At 28.9% G+C, this 22,457-nt stretch carries 26 protein-coding genes; 18 read left to right on the top strand and 8 right to left on the bottom strand.

The features are described 5' to 3' along the window. The first annotated feature begins 12 nt into the window (after positions 1 to 12). On the top strand, positions 13 to 879 hold the full coding sequence (locus Q0W06_RS11860) for a ParB/RepB/Spo0J family partition protein (protein ID WP_297635666.1): 867 nt from the start codon (positions 13 to 15) through the stop codon (positions 877 to 879). 42 nt (positions 880 to 921) lie between these two features. After that, positions 922 to 1,425, top strand: a complete 504-nt coding sequence (locus Q0W06_RS11855) for a DUF4446 family protein (protein WP_297635664.1) — start codon at positions 922 to 924, stop codon at positions 1,423 to 1,425. A 158-nt stretch (positions 1,426 to 1,583) separates the two neighbouring features. Here the strand turns inward: Q0W06_RS11855 and Q0W06_RS11850 are convergent, their stop codons facing one another. The 3 genes from Q0W06_RS11850 to Q0W06_RS11840 form a co-directional block, all read right to left on the bottom strand. Beyond that, on the bottom strand, positions 1,584 to 2,195 hold the full coding sequence (locus Q0W06_RS11850; protein WP_297635662.1) for a DNA-3-methyladenine glycosylase: 612 nt from the start codon (positions 2,193 to 2,195) through the stop codon (positions 1,584 to 1,586). A gap of 259 nt (positions 2,196 to 2,454) precedes the next feature. Next, a complete protein-coding gene (yyaC, locus tag Q0W06_RS11845) occupies positions 2,455 to 3,066 on the bottom strand; it encodes a spore protease YyaC (RefSeq protein WP_297635659.1) in 612 nt (203 codons plus the stop codon). 65 nt (positions 3,067 to 3,131) lie between these two features. Next, positions 3,132 to 4,283 carry an aminotransferase class V-fold PLP-dependent enzyme gene (locus tag Q0W06_RS11840; protein WP_297635656.1) on the bottom strand — a complete coding sequence of 384 codons (1,152 nt, stop codon included), beginning with the start codon at positions 4,281 to 4,283 and terminating at the stop codon, positions 3,132 to 3,134. Between the two features lie 150 nt (positions 4,284 to 4,433). Between Q0W06_RS11840 and Q0W06_RS11835 the strand changes: the two genes are divergently transcribed. Beyond that, a complete protein-coding gene (locus tag Q0W06_RS11835) occupies positions 4,434 to 4,667 on the top strand; it encodes a DUF3343 domain-containing protein (RefSeq protein ID WP_297635653.1) in 234 nt (77 codons plus the stop codon). Between the two features lie 45 nt (positions 4,668 to 4,712). On the opposite strand, the gene Q0W06_RS11830 is transcribed toward Q0W06_RS11835, so the two are convergent. Continuing rightward, positions 4,713 to 5,381: a haloacid dehalogenase type II gene (locus Q0W06_RS11830; RefSeq protein WP_297635651.1), complete on the bottom strand. Its 669-nt coding sequence runs from the start codon at positions 5,379 to 5,381 to the stop codon at positions 4,713 to 4,715. A 126-nt stretch (positions 5,382 to 5,507) separates the two neighbouring features. On the opposite strand from Q0W06_RS11830, the gene Q0W06_RS11825 reads away from it, so the two are divergent. From Q0W06_RS11825 to Q0W06_RS11780, 10 genes are all read left to right on the top strand, one after another. Further along, a complete protein-coding gene (locus Q0W06_RS11825; protein ID WP_297635648.1) occupies positions 5,508 to 6,446 on the top strand; it encodes a mechanosensitive ion channel family protein in 939 nt (312 codons plus the stop codon). Beyond that, on the top strand, positions 6,430 to 6,627 hold the full coding sequence (locus Q0W06_RS11820) for a DUF951 domain-containing protein (protein WP_297635645.1): 198 nt from the start codon (positions 6,430 to 6,432) through the stop codon (positions 6,625 to 6,627). The genes Q0W06_RS11825 and Q0W06_RS11820 overlap by 17 nt, the downstream gene beginning before the upstream one ends. Before the next feature lie 97 nt (positions 6,628 to 6,724). Beyond that, positions 6,725 to 7,012 (top strand): 30S ribosomal protein S6, encoded by a 288-nt coding sequence (gene rpsF / locus Q0W06_RS11815; protein ID WP_297635642.1) that lies wholly within the window; start codon positions 6,725 to 6,727, stop codon positions 7,010 to 7,012. A 14-nt stretch (positions 7,013 to 7,026) separates the two neighbouring features. Continuing rightward, entirely contained in the window at positions 7,027 to 7,473 is a 447-nt protein-coding gene (locus Q0W06_RS11810) for a single-stranded DNA-binding protein (protein ID WP_297635639.1), read from the top strand. Positions 7,474 to 7,498: 25 nt separating this feature from the next. Beyond that, positions 7,499 to 7,744 (top strand): 30S ribosomal protein S18, encoded by a 246-nt coding sequence (gene rpsR, locus Q0W06_RS11805; protein WP_002599159.1) that lies wholly within the window; start codon positions 7,499 to 7,501, stop codon positions 7,742 to 7,744. 153 nt (positions 7,745 to 7,897) lie between these two features. Beyond that, the gene (locus Q0W06_RS11800) at positions 7,898 to 8,221 is read left to right on the top strand and encodes a MazG-like family protein (RefSeq protein ID WP_297635631.1); all 324 of its coding nucleotides are present in this window, start codon (positions 7,898 to 7,900) and stop codon (positions 8,219 to 8,221) included. Between the two features lie 16 nt (positions 8,222 to 8,237). Then, positions 8,238 to 10,172, top strand: a complete 1,935-nt coding sequence (locus Q0W06_RS11795; protein WP_297635628.1) for a DHH family phosphoesterase — start codon at positions 8,238 to 8,240, stop codon at positions 10,170 to 10,172. A gap of 1 nt (position 10,173) precedes the next feature. Beyond that, positions 10,174 to 10,620 (top strand): 50S ribosomal protein L9, encoded by a 447-nt coding sequence (rplI, locus tag Q0W06_RS11790; protein WP_297635625.1) that lies wholly within the window; start codon positions 10,174 to 10,176, stop codon positions 10,618 to 10,620. 12 nt (positions 10,621 to 10,632) lie between these two features. Next, a complete protein-coding gene (lonC, locus tag Q0W06_RS11785) occupies positions 10,633 to 12,525 on the top strand; it encodes a Lon family ATP-dependent protease (RefSeq protein WP_297635623.1) in 1,893 nt (630 codons plus the stop codon). Positions 12,526 to 12,697: 172 nt separating this feature from the next. Next, entirely contained in the window at positions 12,698 to 14,038 is a 1,341-nt protein-coding gene (locus Q0W06_RS11780) for a replicative DNA helicase (RefSeq protein ID WP_297635620.1), read from the top strand. Positions 14,039 to 14,082: 44 nt separating this feature from the next. Here Q0W06_RS11780 and Q0W06_RS11775 read toward each other — a convergent pair whose 3' ends face one another. The 3 genes from Q0W06_RS11775 to Q0W06_RS11765 form a co-directional block, all read right to left on the bottom strand. Next, positions 14,083 to 14,547: a hypothetical protein gene (locus Q0W06_RS11775; protein WP_297635618.1), complete on the bottom strand. Its 465-nt coding sequence runs from the start codon at positions 14,545 to 14,547 to the stop codon at positions 14,083 to 14,085. An 18-nt stretch (positions 14,548 to 14,565) separates the two neighbouring features. After that, the gene (locus Q0W06_RS11770) at positions 14,566 to 15,219 is read right to left on the bottom strand and encodes a hypothetical protein (protein WP_297635615.1); all 654 of its coding nucleotides are present in this window, start codon (positions 15,217 to 15,219) and stop codon (positions 14,566 to 14,568) included. 62 nt (positions 15,220 to 15,281) lie between these two features. Beyond that, entirely contained in the window at positions 15,282 to 15,953 is a 672-nt protein-coding gene (locus Q0W06_RS11765; protein ID WP_297635612.1) for a PspA/IM30 family protein, read from the bottom strand. Positions 15,954 to 16,285: 332 nt separating this feature from the next. Here Q0W06_RS11765 and proC point away from each other — a divergent pair, with 332 nt between their 5' ends. The 5 genes from proC to Q0W06_RS11740 all read left to right on the top strand — a co-directional run bounded on the left by proC (position 16,286) and on the right by Q0W06_RS11740 (position 20,641). Beyond that, the gene (proC, locus tag Q0W06_RS11760) at positions 16,286 to 17,083 is read left to right on the top strand and encodes a pyrroline-5-carboxylate reductase (protein WP_297635609.1); all 798 of its coding nucleotides are present in this window, start codon (positions 16,286 to 16,288) and stop codon (positions 17,081 to 17,083) included. Positions 17,084 to 17,469: 386 nt separating this feature from the next. Further along, positions 17,470 to 18,756 carry an adenylosuccinate synthase gene (locus tag Q0W06_RS11755; RefSeq protein ID WP_297635606.1) on the top strand — a complete coding sequence of 429 codons (1,287 nt, stop codon included), beginning with the start codon at positions 17,470 to 17,472 and terminating at the stop codon, positions 18,754 to 18,756. 95 nt (positions 18,757 to 18,851) lie between these two features. Further along, a complete protein-coding gene (locus Q0W06_RS11750; protein WP_297635603.1) occupies positions 18,852 to 19,037 on the top strand; it encodes a DUF1858 domain-containing protein in 186 nt (61 codons plus the stop codon). A gap of 478 nt (positions 19,038 to 19,515) precedes the next feature. Continuing rightward, the gene (locus tag Q0W06_RS11745; RefSeq protein WP_297635601.1) at positions 19,516 to 19,644 is read left to right on the top strand and encodes a hypothetical protein; all 129 of its coding nucleotides are present in this window, start codon (positions 19,516 to 19,518) and stop codon (positions 19,642 to 19,644) included. A gap of 247 nt (positions 19,645 to 19,891) precedes the next feature. Beyond that, positions 19,892 to 20,641: an acyl-ACP thioesterase domain-containing protein gene (locus Q0W06_RS11740; protein WP_297635598.1), complete on the top strand. Its 750-nt coding sequence runs from the start codon at positions 19,892 to 19,894 to the stop codon at positions 20,639 to 20,641. A gap of 22 nt (positions 20,642 to 20,663) precedes the next feature. On the opposite strand, the gene Q0W06_RS11735 is transcribed toward Q0W06_RS11740, so the two are convergent. Continuing rightward, positions 20,664 to 21,917 carry an NAD(P)/FAD-dependent oxidoreductase gene (locus tag Q0W06_RS11735; RefSeq protein ID WP_297635595.1) on the bottom strand — a complete coding sequence of 418 codons (1,254 nt, stop codon included), beginning with the start codon at positions 21,915 to 21,917 and terminating at the stop codon, positions 20,664 to 20,666. Between the last annotated feature and the right edge of the window lie 540 nt (positions 21,918 to 22,457).

The raw sequence follows: 22,457 nt of genomic DNA, 5'->3' as shown, positions 1-22,457 counted from the left end.
AGGTGAGAGTAAATGAGTAAAAAGTTTGGTTTAGGAAAAGGATTAGGAGCATTGATTCCTGAAGACATGGAAAAGATTGAAACTAAAGAAGAAAAAAAAGATTCATTACTGGTATCATTAAACAAAATAAAGACTTATAGTGATCAACCAAGAAAATTTTTTGATAATGAAAATATTGCAGAACTAGCAGAGTCTATAAAAAATCATGGAATTATTCAACCTATATTATTAAGAAAAAGTGGGAAAGATTATATTATAGTAGCTGGAGAAAGAAGATTTAGAGCTGCTAAAATGGCAGGGTTAAAAGATGTTCCAGCTATAGTAAAAGACTTAACAGAAAAAGAAGTATTAGAAATATCTTTAATTGAAAATATTCAAAGAGAAGATTTAAATCCAATTGAAGAAGCTATTGCATATAAAAAATTACTTAAAGAATTTGATTTAACACAACAAGAATTAAGTAATAGAATTGGAAAATCAAGAGTTGCAATAACTAATACAATGAGGCTTTTAAAGTTAGATGAAAGAGTTCAACAATATTTAATTGAATGTGTTATTTCAGAAGCACATGGAAGAGTTTTATTATCTTTAGACAGTAATGACTTACAATATGAATTTGCTCAAAAAGTTATTGATAATAACCTTTCAGTAAAAGATTTAGAGAGAAACATAAAAGTCTATTTAGAAAACTTATCTAAACCTGAAAAGGAAAAAGAACAAAAAGAGGAAAATATTTATTATAAAGATATGCAGAATAAACTACAAGATTATTTTGGAACTAAAGTAAATATTGAATCTAAAAACAAAAGAGGAAAAATTGCTATAGAATACTATTCAGAAGAAGATTTGAATAGAATTTTAGAATTAATAAACGTATAAATGTTTCTCATGAAACATTTTAAGGAAGGATTGAAATAAGAAGTGGAAAACATACTAAGCATAATTCAAAATGTATTACCATACATTGTATTAGCAATGATAGTAGTAGTAATAATACTATTTATTTTAGTAATTGTTCTATGGAGAGCACTTACTAAGGTTGAAAGAAGATACAAGAAGCTTATGAAGGGATCAGAGAATAAGAATCTTGAACAATTAATAGTTGATGAGTTAGGTAAAATAGATAGTGCTAAAGATATAGCCGATCAAGCTCTTCAAACTGTTGAGGCAATTAGAAAAGATATGATTGAATGCGTTCAAAAAATAGCTGTTATGAGATATAAAGCATTTGATGATGTTGGAAGTGATTTAAGTTTCTCAATTGCATTATTAGATGGACATAATGATGGAGTTGTATTAACAGGACTTTATGGAAGACAAGATAGTACTTGTTTTGCAAAACCAATAGATAAAGGTATATCAAGATATCAATTATCAGAAGAAGAAAAATGTGTTTTAGATGAAGCTATAAAAAAGACACTTTAAAATTAAAAGATAAAAAAGCTATTGTACAAAACTAAAAATGTACAATAGCTTTTTTTATTAGATTTTCAAAAAAACTATAATGGTAAAAATGCACTTCTTTTAAAAAGTTGAAATTATATGTTTTTAGAAAAAATTCGCCCTAACGGGCGAAGAACATTTTATTTCTTTGATATAAAATTATTTCCTTTAATATAATAACGCCATAAAAAATCTTTAGCTTCCTCAGCATAATCAATACCTATTCGTTTAGTTTTAACAATTTCAAAATCAGTAAGTGATGAATCTTCTAAATAAATTTCATCACTTGTAATAGTATCAACTAAATTTTCATTTCTAGTTAACCTATATGCCATAGCAAATTTTGAAGGACCATTTGTTAATGTTTTAATTTGTGTTTTAGTTAATTGATCAAAAATTTTTTTAAAACGAATATTACTTATATAATCAAAATTATTTAAAGGTTCTACGGCACGAATAAGAACACCTTCAGGTATATTAATCTCCTTAGTAATTAAATTAAAACAATGATATAATCCATAAATAAAATAAATATATGTTATTCCAGGTTCACCATAAAGAGGTTCTACTTTAGCAGTACGTTTCATTCCATATGCATGACAAGCTTTATCAATTTCTCCAATATAAGCTTCAGTTTCTGTAATCATACAACGTAATTCTATATTATCTATAACTCTTACAAAAGTTTTTCCTAAAAGTTCTTGAGCAACAATACGAGCATCCCGTGCAAAAAAAATTCTATTTAACCTCATAAATTATCCTCCTTTAAAATGTTTCTTGAGAAACATCTAAATATAAAATTTAAAAATACTTATAAATAATGAAGAGCTAATGTTTCTCGAGAAACATTAGAAATAAGAAAAGTACTTTTAAAATAAAAATCATTTATTAAAATGTTTCTTGAGAAACATCTAAATATCTTTAAATGAAAAAATGTTTCTTGAGAAACATCGGGGGTAGAAGTTTCTTAGAAACATTATATCATTAGATAAATATATTTAAAGAGTAAAATTATGTGTTATTCTTTTCTTGCATTAATTGAAAAATATCAGTAGCATCAATAATAGAATTAGTATCTGCTGATAACATTCTATCAGCATAAATTAATGCTTTAGAAATAGTATTGCTTAATAGAATAACTGTATACAATCTAGTATTTTGTAAAACAAGAAATTCAAAGTTTCCAGACATATTAACAACACCTGTAATACTTATATTACCGATTGGTGGTAAATCTTTTTTTAAGGCAAGTCCAGGTGAAAGTGGAGAATCTTTTAATGAAATTTTACCTACATCAGATATCTTACCTAAAGATGCATCTATAGCAATAATATAAGGATTTTTAAAGATGGAATATATTTTATCAATAGTACTAGTTAGATTTTTAGCATGAACAGGATATTCTAAAGTTCCATAAATAAAAAAATTATTTAAATACATAGAGTTAAGTTTATCACCAATAAAAGGTCCTAAAGCATCACCTGTACATCTATCAGTACCAATACATAAAATGATTATTTGTCTATTTTTCAAATAAACTGGTTTCAGCATATTTAAAAGTTCTTTTCCTAAATCTATATAAGTTTCATCTAGTGTTCCATCAAATTTAAAGAAATTACTCAAAAAAATCACCTCTTTACTTGAAATTATTTCCAAAAAAGAGGCGTTTTAAACATACTTTTTATATTTTATTTAAATTCTATAAGTGCAGATTTTAAAACAGAAATAGCATAGTCAATATCCTCTTCTGTGTTAAAAAATGAAATACTAAGTCTAACAGCACCTAAAGGAAATGTGCCAATAGTTTCATGTGTTTTAGGTGCGCAATGAAGTCCAGAACGGTTACTTATACCATTTAAATCTAAAAAGAAAGACAAATCTGAAGGATCCACATTCTTTAAATTAAATGAAATTGAAGTAGTAGCATTTTCACCAGAGTGGTCACCATAAACTTCATAACCTAAATCTAATAAGTTAAACATTAATTTTTTATATAAAATTGAATTATGATTTTTTATAACATCTATTCCAATAGAGTTTATAAATTCGATACCTTTAGATAAACCAACTATACCAGGAACATTTAAAGTTCCACTTTCAAATTTATCAGGTAAAAAAGTAGGTTGATAAATATCGTGAGATAGACTACCTGTTCCACCTTCTATAAAGGGTGAACAAATTTCATTTAATTCGTCAGATATAATAAAGCCACCAATTCCTTGAGGACCAAATAAACTTTTATGTCCTGTAAAAGCTAAACCACTAGCATTTACTTCTTTAAAATCTATTTTTACAGTTCCAGCACTTTGAGCAGTATCTATAATGAAAAATATGTTATGCTTTTTACAAAGCGCACCAATTTCTTTTATAGGTTGAATACATCCAGTTACATTAGAAGCATGTGTTAAAACTATAAGTTTGGTATTAGGTTTAATAGCAGCTTCAAAATCAGAAGGATTTATAAAAGAAGTTTTATTAGCTTTTATAAAATCTATTTCTATGCCTAGAGATTCCTTACAAGCGATTAGAGGTCTTATTACAGAGTTATGTTCTATTGATGAAGTTAGAACATGGTCTCCCCTCTTTAATGTTCCTTTAATTAATATATTTAGTGAGGTAGTTATATTATTTGTAAAAATAACATTCTCAGTTTTATCAAAATTAAAAAAATTAGCTATATTCATTCTAGCTTTAAAGATAGCTTTATTACTTTGAAGACTATTTGAGCTAGAAGATCTATTTGCATTTCCACCAACATTGACTAAGTACTCATAGATAGTATCAGTAACGATTTTAGGTTTAGGAAATGTTGTACTTGCGTTATCTAAATAAACATTCATTAAAAAACACCTTTCTAAAATTTATTTCTTATATAATTATAAATGAAATAAAATTTTTTATCATTAAAATAAAAAAACTATATAAATATGGAAGTTTTATATATAATATACTTAATGGGACTAAATATCTGTAAAGGTAGGGTGATTTCAATGAAGTATTACATAATAGTTTTTAAAAATACACATGATGCAATAACAGCTGAAAATAATTTAGAATCAAAAGGATATTCTTTTAGAATAATGCCTACACCAACTAGCATAACTCAAAGTTGTGGTATTTGCGTGAGATTTGATGATGAGGCAGATGTAAAAGCAGCAAAAGAAGAAGGATTTGAATATAAGAATATTTATATAAGAGAAGGTAATTCTTTCAGAGAATTATAGAATAAATACCACTAAGATTATTAGTTAATCTTAGTGGTATTTATTTTATTCAATAATATCTGATAAAGAATGTAATATAGAAAATGGTTTAAATTCAGATTCTTCTACAGGTTTGTTAAGTCTATTAACCCAGAAGGTTCTAAAACCAAACTTAGTAGCACCCATTATATCCCAGCCATTTGAAGAGAAAAATGCGACTTCATTAATAGAGACATTAAATTTATTTAAAACCATATTATAAACTTTTTGATTAGGTTTAAATATTTGTAATTCCTCTACAGAAATTACATCGTCTAATAAAGTATTTAGACCAGAGGATATAACAGCTTTATTTATCATAGAATAAGAACCGTTTGTAAGAATAGCTAACTTTATACCATTATTTTTTAAAGTGCTTAAAGTTTGTTTAACTTCAGTGTAGGCTGAAAGTTCCATATAAGAATTTATAAGATTATTTTTTAAAGTATCGTTACTAATATTAAAAGTATTACATGCATAATTTAAAGCATCTTTCGTTACATTTAAAAAATCAGTATAGTTATTCATTATCTCTCTTAAAAAACTATATTCTAATTGCTTTTCACGCCAAAGGTTAGAAAAAGCTTCGTAATTAGCGCCTATAGAGTCTTTGAATTTTAAGCTAGCAGAATGAACATCAAATAGAGTACCATAAGCATCGAACACACAAATTTTTATATTTTTTAATTTTTCCATAAATATCATATCCTTTCTATTGATAAAACTTCTATTAATTTATAAAATTAGTATATCAATATTATTATTCCATGGATATGGAATATATATATTTAGAAAGTGGTTATATATGGGGGGGATTGAAAATTGAATATTTTATCGGCTATAAAATTAGAGATGGATGCTATAAACTTAGGACCAATAACAATATCATCAGCATTTATTGATAAGGTGATACAAGTTTCTATTAAATTTGTACTTGTAATATTTTTTATGTTTATTTCAATAAAGATAGGAAATAAAGTAATAGAGAAATTTGTTGAGAATCAGAATAAAGAGCGTGGTGTGAAGTTTGCGATGAGTCCACAAAAAGCTAGAACCATAGGAGAAGTTTTAAAAAGTATTTTAAGATACACTGTTTACTTTGTAGGTGGAGCTATTTTATTAGAAGAAATGTTTGGAAAGATTACATTAACCTTTGCAAGTATAGGGGGAGTAGCTGTTGGTTTTGGTGCACAAAGTCTAGTTAAAGATTTGATAAATGGATTTTTTATTTTATTTGAAGATCAATATGGTGTAGGTGATTATGTAACTATAGGTCAATTTGATGGGATAATTGAATCTATAGGGATAAGAACAACTATACTAAAAGCATTTACAGGAGATCTACATCTAATTCCGAATGGAGAAATAAAAGAAGTGACGAATCATTCAAGGAATAATATACGATTTATAGTTGATGTAGATATAGCATATGAAGAGGATATAGATAATGCTATAGAAGTAATTGAAAGAACTTGTAGAGAGTTTCAAGAAGGCTGTAAAGAGATTCCGCAGCCAATAGAAATATGGGGAGTTCATAGCCTTGGAAAATCCGGAGTAACAATAAGAGTAGTAGGATTTAGTTTACCAATGCATCAATGGTCTATGGAAAGAAAATTAAGAAAAGCTATAAAAGAAGCAATGGATAGAGAAAAGATAGAAATACCATATAATAAAACAGAATTTATAATAAATAAAAAAATAAATCAAGAAAAGATAAATAATTATGAAGAGGAGATTTTCGGAAATGGTGGAACAATTTGAATTAGGTGATATAGTAGAAATGAAAAAGCAGCATCCTTGTGGTGAAAAGAAATTTAAAATAATAAGAACTGGAGCAGATGTTAAAATAAAGTGTTTAGGCTGCGAAAGAATCATAATGATTCCGAGAAATAAATTTATAAAAGGTGCTAAAAAAATTATACAAATTCAAGAAAATAAATAAAAGTGTTGAAAAATAAATTATTAAATGATACAATAGATAATTGTAATCCCTGCTGTGCAAAGCACAGCCGTTAGTCCGAGGGGAGGAGGTGAAAATGATGAGAAAGTACGAAACTATATTTATACTACACCCATCACTAGACGAGGAAGCTGTTAAAGCTAACATCGAAAAGTTCAAAGGTGTAATCGAAAATGGTGGAGGAACTGTTGACAATGTTGATGAGTGGGGTAAAAGAAAATTAGCTTACACTATAAGCAAAGTTAACGATGGTCACTACACTTTAGTTGACTTCACAGCTAACACTGAATTACCAAGAGAATTAGACAGAATATTCAGAATTACTGATGGTGTTATGAGACACATCATAATTAAAAAAGAAGCGTAAGAGGTGATATTGTAATGAATAAAGTTATACTTATAGGTAGACTTACAAGAGATCCTGAATTAAGATTTGCAGCAGGTACGGGAAACGCAGTAGCGAGATTCTCAGTAGCAGTTACAAGACAATTCAAGAGAGATGAAGCCGATTTTATTAACTGCGTAGCATTTGGTAAACAAGCGGAGACGATAGCACAATATCTTACAAAAGGAAGCCAAATAGCTGTTACAGGGAACATAAGAACTGGAAGCTATGATGCACAAGATGGTTCAAAGAGATACACTACTGATGTAGCTGTAGAAACTTTCGAATTCGTTGGAAGCAAAGGTGGAAACAACACTGATTCATTTAACAATAATAATGGATTTAGTGGAAATTCTGATAATTCACAGCCAGCAAATAATTCATTTGGGGCTGGATTCGATGATGACATGACTCCTGTTGATGACGGAGATATGCCATTCTAAAATTCTAGGTAAGGAGGCAAATGCAATGAGCAAAGATAATAGAAGATCAGGAAGAATGAGAAGATCTAAAAGAAAAGTTTGCGCTTTCTGTGTTGACAAAGCAGATTCTATAGATTACAAAGATATCGCTAAGTTAAGAAAGTTCGTTACAGAAAGAGGAAAAATACTTCCAAGAAGAATTTCTGGAACTTGCGCAAAACATCAAAGACAATTAACTGAAGCAGTTAAGAGAGCTAGAAACATAGCATTATTACCATTCACAACTGAATAGTAATAATTTTGAGAGCATGGTGCGAACCATGCTTTTTTTATGTTATTAAAAGTAAAAAAATAACAAATTTAACATAAATTGTTTTATATTCTTGCAATAATAATAGAAAAAAATTAAAATATACATACAGGGTTAAAATGGGGTGAAATATTTATGAAAAGAAAAGATTTAAATATTATGGGAAGTGTGAGAATAATCGAAGGGTTAAAGGCTCAACTTATAAAATTAATTGGTGATTTATACGTGTTACTTACAAGAGGAAGTAACGTGGCAGAAGAGTCCATAATAGACTGTTTGTCTGGAGCTATTATAACTTTATACGTTTTAGCGGATAAGCTTGGTTATTCATTATCTAGAATTGATAATAAAATTAAGGAGAAACTAGATATAGGAATAAGAACAGAAGATGAAATTGAAAAAGAAGGAAAAAGTTTAAGTAAGCTAAAAAGGTATATTTCTAATAGGATGGACCAATAAAAAATCAGGAGGAAATATGAAACTAAAAGTACTTATCAAAAAAATGATGAGGCCTATTTTATTACTTTTAGCAGCAATAATTGCAGTAGTATTAAATTATAATATAATAGCAATAATATTCTTTGCATTATACGTCGTAGATAATATATACCAGTTAAATGTATTACTAAAAAAAGAAGATGATAAACAGGCGCTTATCAAAGATATTGACAAAGCTATATATGATAATGTTGCTAATTTAATGACGCCAGTAGTACTTATTGATACCACAGGACGAGTTATTTGGCATAATCTTAGCATGAAGCAATTAAAAGTAGGTGATACTTTTGTAGATGAAAGTATTCTAAGTATTGCAAGAGGGATAGACTTCGAAAAAATAAGGGAGTCAACAAAAGAATCACATCAAAGGCTTAAATTAAATAGTAGGCTATATGATATATATTCGAATAGAATAGAGTCAAACAAGGATTTATTTTTAATATATTTTAATGATATTAGTGAACTTGTAGAAGTAGATAATACTAATGAGGGCGTTGTATTAATAGAAGTTGATAATATAAGCGAAGCTTTAGATACCGTTGATGAAGAGATAAGACCTCATATAGTTGCAGAGATAGAGCAAAAAATTAATGCATATGGAAGCAGAATAGAGGCAATGATAAAGAAATATGATAAAAATAAATATGTTCTTTCTGTTTCAGAAAAATATTTAAATGAGGAAATAGAATCTAAGTTTAATATATTAGATGAAATATCTAGAATATCAAAAGGAAATAAATTAGAGATAACATTAAGTATTGGAGTTGGAAAAGGTGGATTAACACCTAAGGAAAATTATAAACTTGCTGTTATTGCAAAGGAACTTGCTTTAGGAAGAGGTGGAGACCAAGCGGTAGTAAAAAGTACTGAAGAGATAAAAATATTTGGTGGAAGCAGTAAGGAAATTGAAAAAAGAACTAGAGTAAGAGCTAGAGTAATATCTCATGCTTTAAAAGAACTTATATATGAAAGTGATAAAGTTTTTATAGTTGGACATAAGAATCCGGATATGGATTGTTTTGGAGCTGGATTTGGGTTATCACGAATAGTTAAAAAGTTAGGAACTAAATGTTCAATAGTACTAGGAACAGACACATATGCTATAGAACCATTTTTAAGTCAAGTTAAAAGTAAAGAAGAATATAAAAATTTATTTATGAATTATGAAAAAGCATATGAAGAGATAACTGATAAATCATTAGTAATAATAGTAGATGTTCACAATAAAAATTACGTTGGAAATCTTAAATTTGTTCAAAGTGCAAATAGAAAAGTAATTATAGATCATCATAGAAGAAGTGCAGATATGGTTGAATGTGCTCTTTTAAATTATATTGAAGTATATGCATCATCAACATCAGAAATGATTACAGAAATTATACAATATATATTAGATAAACCAAGTATTCCTGTAAAAGAGGCAGAAGGGCTTCTAGCAGGTATTTATATGGATACTAAAGGATTCTCCTTTAAAACAGGAGTCAGAACTTTTGATGCAGCATCATTCTTAAGAAGAATGGGAGCAGAAACCACAGAAGTTAAAAAATTATTTACAGATAACTTAGAAGAATTTATTCAAATTGCAGAAACTATAAAATCTGCAGTTATTGAAAATCATATATCGGTTGCAGTAGCACCAGAAAACAGTAATACAGTTATTGTAGCAAAGTCTGCTGATGAACTATTAAATATAACGGGAATTTTAGTTGCGTTTGTTGTTTGCAATATAAATGGAGATATATACATTAGTGGAAGATCCATAGGTGATATTAACGTACAGATAGTTTTAGAAAGCCTCGGTGGAGGTGGACATTTAAACATGGCTGGTGTTAAAATAGCAGATAAGAGCGTAGATGAAGTTCTAGTAATGTTAAATGACGCAATAAAAAAATTTTTAAAGGTGGGTGAATAACATGAAAGTAATATTATTACAAGATGTTAAAAAAATAGGTAAAAAAGGTGAAGTTATAAATGCATCAGACGGATATGCAAGAAACTTCTTATTTCCAAAGAAATTAGCTAAGGAAGCAACAGATTCTAACTTACACATACTAAACAACCAAAAAGAAAATGAAAGAAAGCAAAAGCTTGCTGAAATAGAAGCAGCTCAAAAATTAGCTTCTGAATTAAAAGGAAAAGAAGTTAAGATAGAAGGTAAAGTTGGAGACAGCGGAAAATTATTTGGAGCTATAACTAGCAAAGATGTAGCAGAAGAAATAAATAAAGTATACAAAGTAAACATAGATAAGAAAAAAATCGTTATGGATACAATAAAAGTTGCAGGAGGATATGAAGTAGAAGTTAAATTATATCCTGAAGTATCAACAAAAATGAAGGTTATTATTGTTCCAAAAGCATAAGGAGGAATAACTTTGAAAATAGATGAACAAATTAATTTCTTGCAAGGTGTTGTAGGTGGAGATCTGCCAATAGAAGCACAGATTAATGTTTTAAATGATATATTAAAAAATGTATTAGATGAAGGTGCTATTAGAGCTAGAACAGTAAGACATAAGCTAAAGAGTTATGTGGAGTCTAATAAGTTAGCTGAAAGAGCATATGCAATTAATATGATAGCATCAGATGGAGCAGGAATTGAAGTAATACCTCCAGAAGATAAAATAAAAGAGGTATTAGAAGATACTATTGTTTGGATTTCAGAAGAACTAGCTAAAAAGTATGTTCAAAGAGAAATTGAAACAAAAGTTGAAAGAGCCATAATGGAAAAGCAAGAAAAGTATATTGATGAAATGAGATTATCTATACTTAAAAAAGAAAAAGGCACTGAAAATGCAAAAACTAAAAAGAAGTTAGAAGAATTAGAAGCGTTAGATAATAGAGCAGTTAGTAAGAATATAATGAGCTTCCTAAGACCAGATTCTTTCAAAGAAATCATGGGGCAAGAAAGAGCTATAAAATCATTAATTTCTAAACTATCATCTCCATATCCACAACATATAATTCTTTATGGACCTCCAGGGGTAGGTAAAACTACTGCTGCTAGAATAGCATTAGAAGAGGCTAGAAAGCTTCAATTCACACCTTTTGATGATGAATCAAAGTTTGTAGAAGTAGATGGAACAACTTTAAGATGGGACCCAAGAGAAATAACAAATCCTCTTTTAGGATCAGTACATGATCCTATATATCAAGGTAGTAAGAGAGATTTAGCTGATATAGGAGTTCCAGAACCAAAACCAGGGCTAGTTACAGAAGCTCATGGAGGAGTTCTATTTATAGATGAAATTGGTGAGTTAGATAATATTCTTCAAAATAAATTACTTAAAGTATTAGAAGATAAGAGGGTTGAATTCTCATCATCATACTATGATCCAGATGATGAAAAGACTCCAGCTTATATAAAATATCTTTTTGAAAAAGGAGCACCAGCTGATTTTGTATTAATTGGAGCTACAACTAGAGAACCAAAGGATATAAATCCTGCGTTAAGATCAAGATGTACGGAAGTGTATTTTGAACCTTTAGGAGTAAAAGATATTCAAGATATAGTTAAGAATGCAGCTAGAAAGTTAGAAGTTTCTTTAGAAGCTACAGTTCCTGAATATATTAGTAGATATACTATAGAAGGAAGAAAAGCTGTAAATATTTTAACAGATGCTTATGGATATGCATTATATAAGAGAAGAATTAAACCTAAAAAATTAAAGATAACTTTAAAAGATGTTCAAGATGTAGTTTCAATAGGAAGATATTCTCCTTTTGAAATAGTTACAGATAGTATAGAAAAAGAAGTTGGTCATATATATGGATTAGGTGTTAGTGGATTCTTAGGATCAACTATTGAGATTGAAACAGCTGTTTTTGAAGCTAAGAAAAAAGGTGCTGGTAGTGTAAGATTTAATGAAACTGCTGGTAGTATGGCTAAAGACTCAGTTTATAATGCTGCATCGGTTATAAGAAAAATAACTGATAAAGATATAAGAGATTTTGATATACATGTTAACGTAATTGGTGGTGGTAATATTGATGGACCATCAGCAGGAGCAGCAATAACAATATGTATAATTAGTGCTTTATTAGGTAAGCCATTAAGACAAGATTTAGCTATTACCGGGGAAATATCTTTAAGAGGTAAGGTTAAACCTGTTGGAGGAATCTTTGAAAAAATATATGGAGCAAGAAGAAAAGGAATAAACCTTGTACTAGTTCCAGAAGATAATAAAAAAGATATTCCAGAAGGACTTACTGATATAGAAGTTAAATCAGTTAGCGCTATAGAGGAAATAATAGAATTAGTATTCTAAGAAATATTTAAGGGGATGCTATAAGATGACATGATTCATTTTATAGCATCTTTGTTTTAAATTTATTAGGAAAAATTTATTAGGAAAAATTTATTTAAAGGTTGTTAGTTAATTGACATTTTATATATAATAGTAAAGTGAAATACAAAAGTATATGAAAGGTGGGAGAGAATTGGAAGCACCAATAGCAAAAACTTTACCTCAAAGTGTAGAAGCTGAACAATCAGTTTTAGGGTCAATGTTAATATCAAGAAATGCAATAGCACCCGCAGCTGAAAAGCTAGAAGAGGACGATTTTTATAGAGATAGCCATAAGGTTCTATTTAAATCAATAGTTGAAATGTTTAAAAGAGATATGGCTGTAGACTTAGTTACAGTTTTAGAATATTTAAAATCTACTGATGTACTTGAAAGAGCCGGTGGAGTTACATATGTTACAGAGTTATCAGTATCAGTTCCAACTACAGCAAACCTTTCTTCATATATACAAATAGTGCAAGAAAAAGCCACTTTAAGAAAGCTTATAAGAGCATCTAATGAAATAATAGAAGAGAGTTATAATAAGCAAAATGAAGTTGAAGGTGTATTAGATAAAGCTGAAAAACGAATCTTTGATATATCAGAAAAGAGAAGTACTAATGATTTTGAATCACTAGGAACAGTTCTTGAAAGAGGATTCATTGAAATAGAGAGATTATATAATAACAAGGGTGAAGTAACAGGAGTAAGTTCAGGATTTAAGGATTTAGATGATAAAACATCTGGATTTCAAAAAGGTGATATGATTCTTGTTGCAGCAAGACCATCAATGGGAAAAACAACTTTTACTCTAAATATTGCAGAATATGCAGCCCTTAGAGAGGGTAAAAGTGTAGTTATATTTTCTCTGGAAATGTCTAAGGAACAGTTAGCTTATAAACTATTATGTTCTGAGGCCAATATCGACATGCTTAAGCTTAGAACAGGTAATCTAGAACCAGATGATTGGGATAGGATAGCAAGGGCTACAGGGCCTCTATCTAAGGCTAAAATGTATATAGATGATACTGCAGGGGTTACTGTAATGGAAATGCGTTCTAAATGCAGAAGACTTAAAATGGAATATGGGATAGATTTAATCATGATTGACTATCTTCAACTTATGTCAGGTTCATCAGGATCTGATAATAGACAACAAGAGGTATCAGAAATATCAAGATCTATAAAAGCTTTAGCAAAGGAAATGGAATGTCCTGTAATAGCATTATCACAGCTTTCACGTGCTCCTGAGCAAAGAGCAGACCATAGACCAATGTTATCTGACCTTAGAGAGTCAGGATCAATAGAACAGGATGCTGACGTTGTTATGTTCTTGTATAGAGATGAGTATTATAATAAAGATACTGAAGAAAAAAATACTGGTGAATGCATAATAGCAAAACAAAGAAACGGCCCAGTTGGAACAATAAAATTAGCTTGGCTTGGACAATACAGTAAATTTGCTAACTATGAAGCTATTCATGGTGGAGAATAAATAAGAAGATAATAAAATGGGACTGCTTTAGCAGTCCCATTTTATTATCTACGTCTAGATCCTCTTCTAATTATTGCTATAACTAAAAGAATTATAAAAGCTAGAATTATAATTTTAGTAAAAAGTGTGTATCTAGAAACATACGAACCGTAACTACCGCCCATATTTGAATATGAATTATTATAATTATTATAGTTATTACGATTAGAATGTCCCATCATATATCCTAATGCAGCGCCCACTAAAGCACTTGCTGCTCCACTAGAGCTACTAGAACTACCAGAGTAACCTCCACTACCATATGAGCTACTAGATCCGCTAGAAGAGGATTCTTCATCAGAGCTAGAAGAACTAAAGCTATGGGAAGAAGGACCACTTGAGAATCCGCTTCCAGAGCCAGAAGAACTAAAGCTATGGCTAAAAGGACTTGCACAAGCTAATAGGCCAGGAAATATAATAAAAGTTACTAAAAGAAGTATTAAGGTTTTTTTAATCCGTAAAAGTTTCATATATTATCTCCTCTAAAGCTATTTAACTAATTGTAGGTATAGATTATAAACATAGTCTATTTCTTTTTGAGATAAAGGCATAAACTTCTCTAAACCACGTACATCTTCTTTATATCCAATTAACTGTTCATTTTCTATATCATTAACATCAGTTAAATATAAATAAGTGTTATCAAGTTGTTTTACATAAATAAGTCCTTTTACATTAAAAGTAGAGTCACAGCCTCTATCATTATCAAATAAAGTTATAGTTCCTTCTTTATCAAAAATAACTACATCTTTTTTATTACAAGCTATAACCTTTTTTTTAGGTGTACAAAGAATACAACCTTTTAATGGACACTCAAACATACATGAAGAGCAAAGACAATCATTACAAAGTTTTAGTCTTTTTACATCATTACCATACTTTTGTTCAGCTTCAGTAAATCTAGATTTTTCCTCAGAGGCACCTTTAAACATTCCTAAAAATCCGGATTTTTTTTGTTTAATAGTTAGTTTTATATCAGATAATTCATTAGCATAAACGTTTAATGAATTTGATCTATTAAAATAAATTCTTTTAGATAACTCGTCTACACCTAATAAATCTTCTTGTTTATAAATTTTTTCTTGAAGAGATGATTGAAGAAAACGTACTTTATCTAACTCAGTATTTAATATTTCAAGCATAATTAATCCTTTCTAAGATAATCTTATTGTAAAAAGCAACTCTTTATAGAGTTGCTTTTTTATTATCTATATTTATCTAATTCAGATTTTAAAGATTCAGCAGATGGGTTAGCATCCTTTAAATAATCATTTAATTCATTTTCAACAGAATCTTTTTGAGAAGCTTCGTTAAACATAGTTAAACCATCAGCAGTTTCTTTTTCTTTTTGAACTTTTTCTCTAAATCTATTAATGCTACTATTACTGTTTGTAGTATCAATATTAGAGAATGTTTCAGCAACTCTTTTTTGAGCTTTAGCTGTTTCATATTCAGCTGCTAATTTATTTCTATCAGTTTTTAAATCTGAAAGTCTTTTTTCAAGCGTACTAATATTATTTTGAATAGTATCACATTGTGATTTTAAACTAGTATAATTATTTTCAGCATCAGATAATTGACTATCAAGATCTTTCTTTTTAACTAAGAATTTAGTAGCTTTTTCTTCATCATTGTTAGATAAAGCTTTTCTAATACCAGATTCATACTGAGTAATGTCTTCTTTTAATTTAGAAATTTCACTTTGCTTTGTTCTAAGAGAACCAAGTAAAGGAGCACACTCAATTTTAGCTTGTTTAAGTTGATCTTCACTTTTCTTAATTTCTAAATCATATTGTTCAATAGGGTCCTCGTATTTATCAATGAATGCATTGGCTTTTGCCTCAACAACATTATGAATTCTATCAAAAAATCCCATAAAAACACCTTCTTTCAAAATAATCACTATAAAGTTTAATTAAATTAAAAATTTAATAAAGTGATATTAAATTAATGCTCATTATATAAAATTAATAAAAGAAAAGCAATATATCAAAACTACTAAGAAGAATGGAAAAAATATTATTGATTGATAAAAAGGAGGAGAATAAGCTTAGTTTTGATTAAATTATCAAAAAAACAAGCTTAAATTAATAAAAATATATTTAATGATATAGTTTGGTTAAGATAAAAAGATAGTATAATTAGAAAAAAAGAAATTAAGGAAAGGGGTGAATTAATTAGTATAAAAATATACTAATTAGAAGTAATATGAATAAAAAAATTGGATTTATAGGTTGTGGAAATATGGGAGGGGCAATGCTTGGCTCTTTAGTAGAAAATAAGTTTATAGAACCTAGCAATATATTAGTTTCAACAAAGAGAGAGGAATCTAGAAAAAACTTAGAAGAAAAATACGGTGTCGTAGGAAAAGAAAACAATAAAGATGTAGCAAAAAATACAGATATTATATTTTTAGCTGTTAAACCTTATATGTATAAGGAAGTAATAGAAGAAATAAAAGAAGATTTAAAAGGAAAAATAATAGTAAGTATTGCAGCTGGTATAAATATGAGTGATTTAGAAAAATACTTAGGTGATGAGGAAAAGATAATAAAAACTATGCCAAATACACCAGCACTTGTAGGAGCAGGAATGTCAGCAATTTGTCCAAATAATAATGTTTCGGAAGATGATTTAAAAGAAGTATGTGAAATATTTAATGTATTTGGGAAATATGAAATTTTAGAGGAAAAGGATTTTCATGCATTTATAGCGTTATGTGGATCATCACCAGCATATATATTTATGATAATAGAAGCTATGGCTGATGGAGCAGTCAAACTAGGTATTGCTAGAGATAAGGCATACAAAATGGCAGCACAGAGTGTTCTAGGATCAGCTAAAATGGTTTTAGAGACAGGAATGCATCCAGGAGTGCTTAAAGATATGGTATGTTCTCCAGGAGGAACTACAATAGCAGCAGTAGCAGAACTAGAGGAAAAAGGTATAAGAAACACAATGATAAGTGCAATAGATAAATGTGCTGAGAAATCTAAAAATATGTAATTAAAGTGTTGACAAGAAAAAGAAAATAAATTATACTAAAATCAAGGTAATGATAATCAGTATCAATTACAAAACACATTAATATTTAAAGAGTTAAATATATTAAACACACAAACAAACACACATAGACGGACTCCTCTTAAAGAAACTCATAGAATTTTAAAAATTCTATGAGTTTCTTTTTAAACAATTATACGAATGTTTAAAAGATTAAATAAAAAAACATTCGATTTTTTGTTGACCTTGAACTATGAGTTTGATAATATTGTTAGGGGAGATAAAAATCCAAATAAGGTTTATATTTAAAATTATTGCAAATAATAAAGATATAAACTACTCCAAAAAATAAACAAAGATTATTCAATTAGTCTAAAGGAGGCAATATAATGTCAGCATTTATAGTATTAGGAGCTCAATGGGGAGATGAAGGAAAGGGAAAGATGACTGATTATCTAGCTGAAGAAGCAGATGTAGTTGTTAGATTCCAAGGAGGAAACAATGCAGGTCATACTGTTGAAGTTGGAGATAAGCAATATAAACTTCACTTAATACCATCAGGGATATTATATGATGATAAAGTTAATGTTATAGGTAATGGAGTTGTAGTTGATCCTAAAGCATTATTTGAAGAAATAGGGTACTTAGAAGGTGTTGGAGTTAAAGTTACACCAAAGAAATTAGTGATCAGTGATAGAGCACAATTAATAATGCCATATCACAAGACTTTAGATATATTAAAAGAAAAAGCAAGAGGAAAAAATGACATAGGAACTACAGGAAAAGGAATAGGTCCTTGTTATACAGATAAAGTTGAAAGATGTGGTTTAAGAATTTGTGATCTTATGCACCCACATGTTTTTGAAGAAAAATTAAAAGAAAATATAGAAGCTAAAAATGCTTATATAACAAAAGTTTTAGGTGGAGAAGCTGAAAGCTTTGAAGAAACTTTAAAAATGTACTTAGAATTTGGTGAAAGATTAAAGCCATTTGTAAAAGATACTTCAGTTAAAGTTTATGATGCAATAAAAGATGATAAAAATGTATTATTTGAAGGAGCACAAGGAATGCTTCTTGATATAGATTACGGAACATATCCATATGTAACATCTTCAAACACTACTGCTGGTGGAGTTGTTAGTGGATCAGGAGTAGGACCAACAATGATTACTAATGCAGTTGGTATAGCAAAAGCTTATACTACAAGAGTTGGTAAAGGACCATTCCCAACAGAATTACTAGATGAAACTGGTGATTGGATAAGAGAAAAAGGTCATGAATATGGAGTTACTACAGGAAGATCAAGAAGATGTGGATGGTTAGACTTAGTAATATTAAAAACAACTGTTAGAGTTAGTGGATTAACTTCACTTGCTGTAACAAAAATAGATACATTAGCAGGACTTGATAAAATCAAAGTTTGTGTAGGATATGAATTCAATGGAGAAGTGATAGATTACTTCCCAGCTAGTTTAGAAGATTTAGCAGAATGTAAACCAGTATATGAAGAGTTTGATGGTTGGGATGATAGCGTAGCAGATGCAAGAAGCTACGAAGAGTTACCTGAAAATGCTAAGAAATATCTTCAAAGAATAGAAGAATTCACAGATACTAGAATCTCAATTGTTTCAGTAGGACCAAAAAGAGATCAAACTATGAGAGTTAAACCACTTTAATTCCGACAAAGAAGCTTGACTTTAGAAAATGTATAAAATATAATTTTTATATCAAAATAAATATGTAATAATACATATTGAAGAAGGTGAAAATTATGATAACTAAAGATATGACAATTGGTGAAGTAATCAAAATGGATCCAACAAGAGCAGAAGTATTAATGGCTTTTGGAATGGGATGCGTTGGTTGTCCATCAGCTCAAGCGGAAAGTATTGGTGAAGCTGCAGAAGTTCACGGAATTAACGTAGAAGCGTTAATTGAAGCTTTAAATAAAAAATAATTTCAAAGTGTCGCATTTGCGACACTTTTTTTCTTTGTGAAACTTAGAATTGGAGCAATAGATAAAGGCTTTTTAGAACAAGAAGAGAAATAATAAAATAATTCATAGGACTAGAAATAAAGAAACATTATAGTGCGACATATAAAATAAAGTGAAAAGAATTAAAGTGAAACGATAAAATTAATGTCTTAAATTGAGTAAGTATAGCGAGATATATACCAATAAAAACATTGCGACATAAAGCGACATCCAATAAGTAAGGTGATGTTCAGTGGAAAGAATACTCAACAAGTGAGTGTGACACATGAGATGATGAAATAATTATTGTCGCAAAAGAAAACGCGACAAGTGACACATAAAGTCATTAAATGAGATAAAAGAGAATGAGACAGCCATGTTGAATACCTATCGTATAATATATTGCAAAGAGTGTCGCGGGAAAGTTGTGTCGCAAAGATGGTAATGAGACATAGATATAATGACGCGACATAATAAACTAAAGCAAATTTTAAGGTGCGGTGTCGCTAAAAATGGTGTCGCGATTTACAGAGGAAGACATAGTTTATGTCGCAAAAAATATACTGTAATGGTATGGGGAATATCATAAAATATGTCGCAAAGAACATAAGAGAAATAGAGAGAGTATTAAGATAATAGAGAATAATTTTGCAAATAGATATCTTATTGATTTAAAAGGTTTAAAATTAATAGAAATAGCTAAAAACATATAAAAATAGAAAAAATTTATGGGAAAAGTTTTTTTAATATTAAGTTAAATAAAGAAAGAATTGATATATTTTTAAGATTTATTGATATAATTAGAATATGTATTAAAAAAGTTAGAGGTGAAAAGTATGGATAATAGCTTTACTAAGCAGTATGAAGTTTTATATAGAGATGCTGATTATAAATTAAGATGCAGAGTGGCTTCATTAGTATATTTTTTATGTGATGTTGGAAACTCACATGCAGAATCAGTAGGAGATACAATAGAGTATCAATTAGAAAATGGAGCAGGATGGGTTTTCTATAAGTATGATATAAAAATACATAAATATCCTAAATATAGAGACGTTTTAAATGTTACGACAATGCCTGCAGGGTTTAAAAAGTTCTATGCATTAAGAGATTATGTTATAAAAGATCAAAATGGAGAGCTTATTGCAGAAGCGACAGCTTTATTTTTCTTAATAAACATAGCAAAAAGAAGACCTATGAGAATATTACCAGAGCAATATAAAATGTATGGAGCAGATGGTGATTTAGAAAAAGTTAAAGAAATGGATAAAGTATCTAAAATTGAAAAAGAAGATTTTTATAAAGAATTTCAAATTAGATATAGTGACATAGACTCTAATACTCATGTAAATAATGTTAAGTATGTAGAATGGGCGTTAGAATCTGTTCCTCAAGAAATTATTAGAAAACTAGAATTAAAAAGAATAAAAATTCTATTTGAAAAAGAAGTTAGTTATGGAGATAGAATTCATGTCGCAGCAGAAATAAAACATGATGAAGACGGAAAAGTTAGAACTCTTCATAAAATAACTAATAAAGATGGAGAAGAATTAACTCTTCTTGAAATTGAATGGGAAAAAAGATAAAAATTGGGCGCTACCGCGCCCATTATTTATTTAGAATGTTTTTTATAGAAGTTGCTGCATTAAAAGCAGAACTCCAAGCCCATTGAAGATTAAATCCGCCGCAATCTCCATCTACATCAATAAATTCTCCAGCAAAATACATACCTTCGATTAATTTAGATTCTAAGGTTTCCGGATTAATATCTTTAACATCAATTCCACCTACAGTTACCTGTGCACCTTGGAATTCTTTTGTTCCAGTACAGTTAAATGTCCAAGATTTCATTTTATTTATTAAATTCGATTGTTCTTGCCATTCCAATTCACAACAAGGAGTATGAATATTAAATATTCCACAATCCTTTAAAAGAGTAGGAATTAATTTCTTGTTGATAACTCCGATAAGTGAATTTGAAATACTCCTTGTAGAAAACATAGCAAAATGAGTGTAGAAATCATTTTCCACAGTTTCTTTATCTTTAAATGGCATCATATCAACTTCAATAGTAACATTTTCGTGACGAGCTAAAGCTCTTGAAGCTGTTGATGAAATTTGTAATATTGGTGGTCCTGAAATTCCATAATCGGTAAATAATACTTCACCAACCTCACTTCTTAAAAGTTGTTTATTTCCATAAACATTTATTCTTCCATCAAATTTAATACCTGATAAAGCCTTTAAATGTGCATAGTCTAGCTTTAGTTGAACTATTCCAGGAACAGGTTTAACTAAAGAGTGACCAAAATCTTCACATAGCTTATAAGAAGTTCCGTCCGATCCAGTTTTAGGAGCAGATTTTCCTCCACAACACATTAAAACTTTTGCACAAGAAAATTCTTTATAATCATCATTACTTGTGGATAAAATAAAGTTTTTCTTTTTGTGGATAGATTTTACCCTGCAATCTGTATAAGTGGGGATATTTTTTTCTTCTAAATTCATTCTTAAAATATCCACAACAGATGAAGCTTGAAGTGACTGTGGATATAATTTGCTATTTTCAAGTTTTGTAATTGGTAATCCTAATGAAAGAAATAGATTTTTAGTTTCATCTACAGAAAATCTATTTAATGTAGGAATAAAAAATTTATCTACATTACTATGATAATTTTTAAATGGATATCCAATAGAAGCATTAGAGATATTGCAACGTCCATTACCAGTAGTAAGAATTTTTTTACCTACACGATCAGTTCCTTCAACTATAGCAACATCTATTCCATAATCTTTTGCAATTATTGCAGACATAAGACCAGATGCGCCACCACCAACTATAATTAATTCGTGATAAATCATATTAAAGTTCTCCTTAAAATAAAAATATATATGTAAATTCTATCATAAAAAAGAGTATATACTTTTTTAAATAAAAATATATAGCTTTAATAAAAATATTTTAGTAGGGAATATAATAAGTAGTATTATGTTTATTTAAAATTATTAGCGAAAAAGAAGAAAATTAGAAATTTTTTTGAGAAAATGCCCAAAATAATAATGTAGAATCATAGATTTTTTTATAAAAAAATAAAATAAACGCCTTTGAATAAAGAGTAAGGAAGGATTTCAAAGAAAAGAACTAAAAAAAATCTTAAATTTAAAAAATGGGTATAATCCTTGAAAATAGGAGCATTAGAGTGTAATATATACATGTGGAGTAAAGTAATAAATCAAAAAAAAAAATATTTTTTGAAAAAAGTGTTGACACTTAAAATTATTTTATGTAATATAGTCTATGTGGTCAGCGGGACGCAGTAGTGAAACGCAAGACTGAAACAAAAATTTGGCTCCTTGGTCAAGCGGTTAAGACACCACCCTTTCACGGTGGTATCAGGGGTT

The sequence above is a fragment of the uncultured Clostridium sp. genome (assembly GCF_947072515.1).
Lineage (GTDB): Bacteria > Bacillota > Clostridia > Clostridiales > Clostridiaceae > Clostridium.
This window is presented reverse-complemented; position numbering and strand designations above follow the sequence as displayed.